Source organism: Promicromonospora kroppenstedtii DSM 19349 (assembly GCF_000515355.1).
In the GTDB taxonomy this organism is placed as follows: domain Bacteria; phylum Actinomycetota; class Actinomycetes; order Actinomycetales; family Cellulomonadaceae; genus Promicromonospora; species Promicromonospora kroppenstedtii.
In genome coordinates, this window is the sequence record NZ_KI911656.1 from 58,860 (window position 1) to 63,921 (window position 5,062).

The 5,062-nt window shown below is 72.7% G+C and carries 5 protein-coding genes; 1 reads left to right on the plus strand and 4 read right to left on the minus strand.

Features of this window, described 5'->3' with window-relative positions:
* The coding region (locus tag PROKR_RS10955; RefSeq protein WP_245605795.1) for an HAD family hydrolase at window positions 1-596 on the minus strand (596 nt) is incomplete at its 3' end.
* Window positions 597-676: 80 nt separating this feature from the next.
* Between PROKR_RS10955 and PROKR_RS10960 the strand changes: the two genes are divergently transcribed.
* On the plus strand, window positions 677-1,237 hold the full coding sequence (locus PROKR_RS10960) for an HD domain-containing protein (protein WP_142036287.1): 561 nt from the start codon (window positions 677-679) through the stop codon (window positions 1,235-1,237).
* Window positions 1,238-1,266: 29 nt separating this feature from the next.
* Here PROKR_RS10960 and PROKR_RS10965 read toward each other — a convergent pair whose 3' ends face one another.
* The 3 genes from PROKR_RS10965 to PROKR_RS10975 form a co-directional block, all read right to left on the minus strand.
* A complete protein-coding gene (locus tag PROKR_RS10965; protein WP_036963048.1) occupies window positions 1,267-1,809 on the minus strand; it encodes a hypothetical protein in 543 nt (180 codons plus the stop codon).
* A gap of 100 nt (window positions 1,810-1,909) precedes the next feature.
* Window positions 1,910-2,938: a hypothetical protein gene (locus tag PROKR_RS10970; protein WP_036963049.1), complete on the minus strand. Its 1,029-nt coding sequence runs from the start codon at window positions 2,936-2,938 to the stop codon at window positions 1,910-1,912.
* Between the two features lie 260 nt (window positions 2,939-3,198).
* Window positions 3,199-5,062: serine/threonine-protein kinase (locus PROKR_RS10975; protein WP_051432874.1), on the minus strand; the 1,864-nt coding region annotated here is incomplete at its 5' end.

Below are 5,062 nucleotides of genomic sequence, written 5' to 3' on the forward strand. Positions count from 1 at the left end.
CGCGGCGGCACCGGCACCTCGGCCGGCACGCCGAGCGTGCGGGCGCCCGAGGCGAGCGCGGACGTGATCCCGGGGCCCGAGTCCTCGATCGCCACGCAGTCCTCGGCGCGCACGCCGAACAGCTCGGCTGCCGCCAGGTAGGGCTCGGGGTGCGGCTTGCCGTGCGTGACCTCGTCGCCGGTGACCAGGTGGGTGAAGGTGCCGGCGGGCGCGCCGTCGGCCACGACCTCGGCCTGGCTGCGGTAGGACATGGTGACGATGGCGCAGGGCACGCCGGCGGAGCGCAGGTCCTCCAGCAGCTCCAGGACGCCGGAGCGCCACGGTACGGCCTCCCGCAGCTGCTCGTTGACCCGAGCCACGAGCCAGGCCACGATCTCGGCCGGCTCCAGCGGGACGCCGGCGTCGTGCAACATGCCGCCCGTGGTGAGCAGCGCCTGCCCGACGGCGCCCAGCGCGTCCTCGTGCGTCCAGGTCGCCCCGTGGGCGACGACGATCTCGTGCTCCGCGCGCATCCAGTAGGCCTCGGAGTCGACGAGGGTGCCGTCCATGTCGAACAGGACGGCGGCGGGCAGGGCACCTGAGGATTCGCGGGGCACCGGCACATGCTAAGTGCCTACGTCGTACGGCAGGTAACCGGCGGGAGACGGACGGGCGGCGGATGCCGGACGATAGCGCCATGACGCACACCGCCGCCTCCGGCATCGCCGCCTTCACCTACGAGATGGGCGTGCTCAAGCGCCTGCGCCGCGCCGGCTGGTGGCAGGTGGGCGTGCGCGACCCGGAGTCGGTGGCCGAGCACAGCCTGCGCGTGGCTCAGCTCGCCGCCCTCCTGGCCGCCGAGGAGGGGGCCGACCCGGCCCGCGCCGCCTACCTCGCGCTGTGGCACGACTCGCAGGAGACCCGCATCACGGATCTGCCCCACACGGCCAGGCCGTATCTCACCAAGCCGGACAACGTGGCCGTCACGCGCGACCAGGTCGCTCCCCTGCCGGAAGCCGCTGCCGCCACCGTCCTTGACGCCGTCGCCGAGTTCGAGGCGCAGGAGACGCCGGAGGCGCGCTGCGCCCGCGACGCGGACAAGCTGGAGTGCCTCGTCCAGGCCGTCGAGTACCGGCACGGCGGCCAGGACGGGGTGCAGGAGTGGATCGACTCGTCGTACGCGGCCCTGACGACGGACGTGGCCAAGCGGGTCGCGGACGCGGCGCTCACGCAGTCGCCGATGAGCTGGCGGGCCTGAGCCCGGCGGCCCGCCGGGCGGCAGCGCGGTCAGTCCGCGAGCAGCTCCGCGGCCCGGTCCTCCTGGTCGGCGTCCAGGTCCGTCCGGTCGAACGCGGCGACCGCCTCGTCGAAGGTCTGGTTCACCCGGGGCTCGATCTCGACGACGCTCGCCGGGGCGACGATCGCCCGGTCGTACTCCGCGATCCAGGCGTCCATGTGCGCCACGTACGCGTCCCGGGCCAGGTCGAGCCGGCCGCCGTCGGGCAACGAGACCGCCCGGGCCTCCTCCTTGGCGCCGAGGACCCCGGACCGCGCCTCCTCGGCGAGGTCGGGCACGTCGGTCATGAGGTCTGCGGCGAGATCTTCCTTCTCGCCGGTGCCGGACGTGGCCTCGATCTCGTCGAACCGGCCGCTGATCACGTCGATGTAGTCGCGCATCGTGGACTCGCTGTGCTCCACGGCGTCGAGCAGCACGTCAGCGGGATCGCTGGTGCGCTCGGCCTCGGACCAGGCGATGCCGCTGCCGGCGCCGGCGACGACGAGCGCACCGACGGCCGAGAGCATGACCCGGTGATTTCGCAGGTTGAGCATTAGTTCATCGTCACCCGGACCACAGGTGTTGCGCGCGCTGATCGGTGTGATCCGTGACGGAACTAACGGGCATATCACCTGATATCGCCCTTGATCCGCTTCACCAGAGCGGATCGGCATAGATGTCCGGACCACCGTCGTCGTGGTAGGCGAAGAACGTATCCGCGTCCGCCGCGACCCCTCGAGCCTCGAACGGTTCCCCACCGTCCCGCTCGATCCGATACGTCTCTTCACCCTCAGGACCGTAGAGCGAGAGCTCGAAGGCGGACCACGTGCAGTCCTCATCGGTCGTGACGACCTCGACCATGAACCCCACGCTGCTCGTCGACCCGCCGAGCTCGACCACCTTCTGCTCGAAGAACGGCTCACCCCAACCTGGTGCCCGGTCCCCGGACTCCGTGTACTCGTAGAGCCTCCCCATCGTCGGGTTCTCCATCGAGTAGGAGATCAGCAGACGGTCGTCGGAGCCCTGCGCCGGCAGGTCGAACGCTGCCACCGCACGGGCGGGGCCGCACTCCAGGTCCGCCAGAGCCAGGTCGGTGACCGCGACCGCCGGCCCGTCGCTCCCGAGCGTCAGGTTCCACCTGTTCGACAGGCCGACCTCCTGGCCGAACGGCGCGTGGACCGGGACGGCCTCCGACCAGAGGTGCTTCAGCTCCTGGTCGAAGCCGGCCTCGTCGTAGTCCGCGCTCCGGTACTCCGCAGCCGACCCGCCGCCCAAATCGTCGAGCAGCAGGATGCCCGGCCCAGGGGGCTGGGGCGCGAGCGGCTCGACGAGCGACCAGATGCCCGGACCGGACGGTTCCTCCTCGTCGGACGCGTCCTCCCCCGCTGGCTCGTCGCCCCCACGGTCGGACTCCGATCCGGAGCCTGCCTCGGCCTCCGCCGTGTCGTCCTGTTGCACGGCCGCCGCGTCGTCCGGTGTCCGTGTGGCGGACTCCTCCGTCGCGCGCTCGCGCTCGATCTCGGCCTGGATGTCGGCCTCGCGCCGCGTCATGATCTCGGCCGTGGCCCAGTCCCAGCCGAGTGCCACTATCGCGGTGACCGCCATCAGGAGGACCCCGACGAGAACCCTGCGCACCGTGGCGCTGGGCGAACCGCCCGACGACTCGGGGTCGACCGTGCGCACCGTGCTGTCGAGAGCGCTCGCCAGGCGCTGCCAGACCGTACGACGTTCCTGCCCCACAGCAGCCCCCGGATTCACCCGCCCGACGAACGACAGCAGCCATGATCGTGCCAGCGTCAGCGCTGACGCAATAGCCCGGCCAGGCCTGTGCGCTGGGAGGACACCCCACCGCGCGCGTTACGTCCCGGGCGCTGCGAACCCACGATCCACGGTCATCGCCGGACGACGTCTCAGCCGTGGCCGCCCGGGCGCCGGGGCTCCGCTCAGGCGCCCCGGCGCTCCAGGTGCTCCAGCCGCTCTGCCGCGAGCGCCGCCCGGTTCATGCCCGCGCGGATGTACGGCGCGTCGGTACCCGCGCTCTTCGGGTAGAAAATGCCCAGGTTGATCAGGCTGACGAACGACGCGTAGACCAGCACGTCCTGCACGAGCCCCAGGGAGAGCAGGGTGCCGATGCCGATGATCGGGACCAGGTAGACGGCCACGGTGGGCTGCCAGGCCGCCAGCCGGCCGAGCGTGGCGATCTCGCCCCGGGGCACGGACGAGAGCCCTGCCGCACGGGCACGCGCGTTGGTGGCCCAGGCGAACCAGAGGCAGGCCTGGACCACCACGGCGAAGGTGACGTGGCCGACGAAGGTGAACAGGGGCCACCAGTCGCGCTCCACGAGCGTCGGCAGCACCACGTAGAGGGGCGGCAGGATGGCCAGGGAGCGCAGGCCGACCTCCGCGGTGACGGCCCGCAGCCGGTGCCGCCGGTCGCGCGGCAACGCCCACACGGTGCTCAGCTCGGCGAAGACGTTGAGGTACAGCCGGGCGCAGACCAGCGCGAAGGTCAGCGTCACCAGGCGTACAGGCAGGTTGCCCCAGGGGTCGGGGATCGGGTAGTCGGCGGCGCGGACGTCGTCGAGGAGGACCAGGCCGGCCCCGGAGCGGCCGAACACCTCGTCCGCCATCTCGAACCACTTGGCCTGCCAGGACAGTCCGAGGTCGCGCGACCACCACGTGATGACCAGGGCGGTCGCGGACCAGATCAGGACGGCGAAGAGCCAGGCCCAGCGCTGCAGCCGGCGGGCCTGCCGCAGGTGGGCGGCGCTCGTGGCGTCGCGCACCTGGCCGGTGCGCACCTGGAGCTTGCGGCGCTGGCGGGCCACGGTGCCGGCCCCCGGCGACAGGTCGCGCAGCCGTTGCAGCGTGGTGCGGGGCCGTTCGCGGCCGTCCTGCTCGAGGATCGCGACCTCGTCGGCGAACACCCGGCCGATCTGCTCGAACCGTGGTCTCGCCGGGTCGACCGGCGTGACCAGCAGGCGGCGCCGGGGGTCGGCGTCGGTCAGGTCCTCCAGGAGCCGGGCCAGGCCGACGGACACGACGTAGAACTGGTCGGGGACCGTGCCGTCGGGGTTGTGCGGGAGCCCGGCGATCGCGATCAGCAGCGCGCCCAGCGAGTACAGGTCGGCCAACGGGTGGCCGACGCCGTCGCGCCGCACCTCGGGCGCCGCGAACACCCCCTCGCCCTGCCCCTGACCGGTGATGGAGCGGGCGTGCAGGTGGTTGACGCCCAGGTCGACGAACCGCAGCCGCACCCGCCCGGGCTGTTCGTCCTGGACGATGATGTTGGACGGCGTGAGGTCGTCGTGCCGTCCCTCGTGGCGTTCGAGGTCCGCGAGCGCGCTCAGCAGAGCGCTGCCCAGGTCGCGCAGGGCCGGGGTGTCCACGGGACGGTTGATCTCCCGGGCCGGCGGCGCGGGCTGCCCGGCTGCCCGGTGGGCCAGGTACTCCCCCAGGGTCCGGCCCCGCACCAGGTCCATGAGGATCCAGCTGTCGTGGCTGGCCCAGACCGGCACCGCCGGGGACGGCTGGTCGGTGTCCAGCTGTCCGTGCACGGCCTGGTACCCGCGGGTCGCGTCGACGATCGCCGGGATCGTCAGGTACGGGTGGATGACGCACTTCAGCGCGAAGGTCGCCGTGCGGCCCTGGGACGGCTTCGCGACCCGCCCGGTGAGGATGATCGAGGTGGTGCCGTGCCGGTGGAACCGCAGGCTCGTCAGGTCGAGGGCGGCCCACTCCGCGGCCGCCCGGGACGTCCCGCCTGCCCGCCCGTCGTCCGAGCGCCCGGCGTCCGAGCGCCCGGCG

Coding starts and splice junctions, on each gene's coding strand:
- PROKR_RS10960 (WP_142036287.1), top strand. CDS start 677: ATGACGCACACCGCCGCCTCCGGCATCGCCGCCTTCACCTACGAGATG.
- PROKR_RS10965 (WP_036963048.1), bottom strand. CDS start 1,809: ATGCTCAACCTGCGAAATCACCGGGTCATGCTCTCGGCCGTCGGTGCG.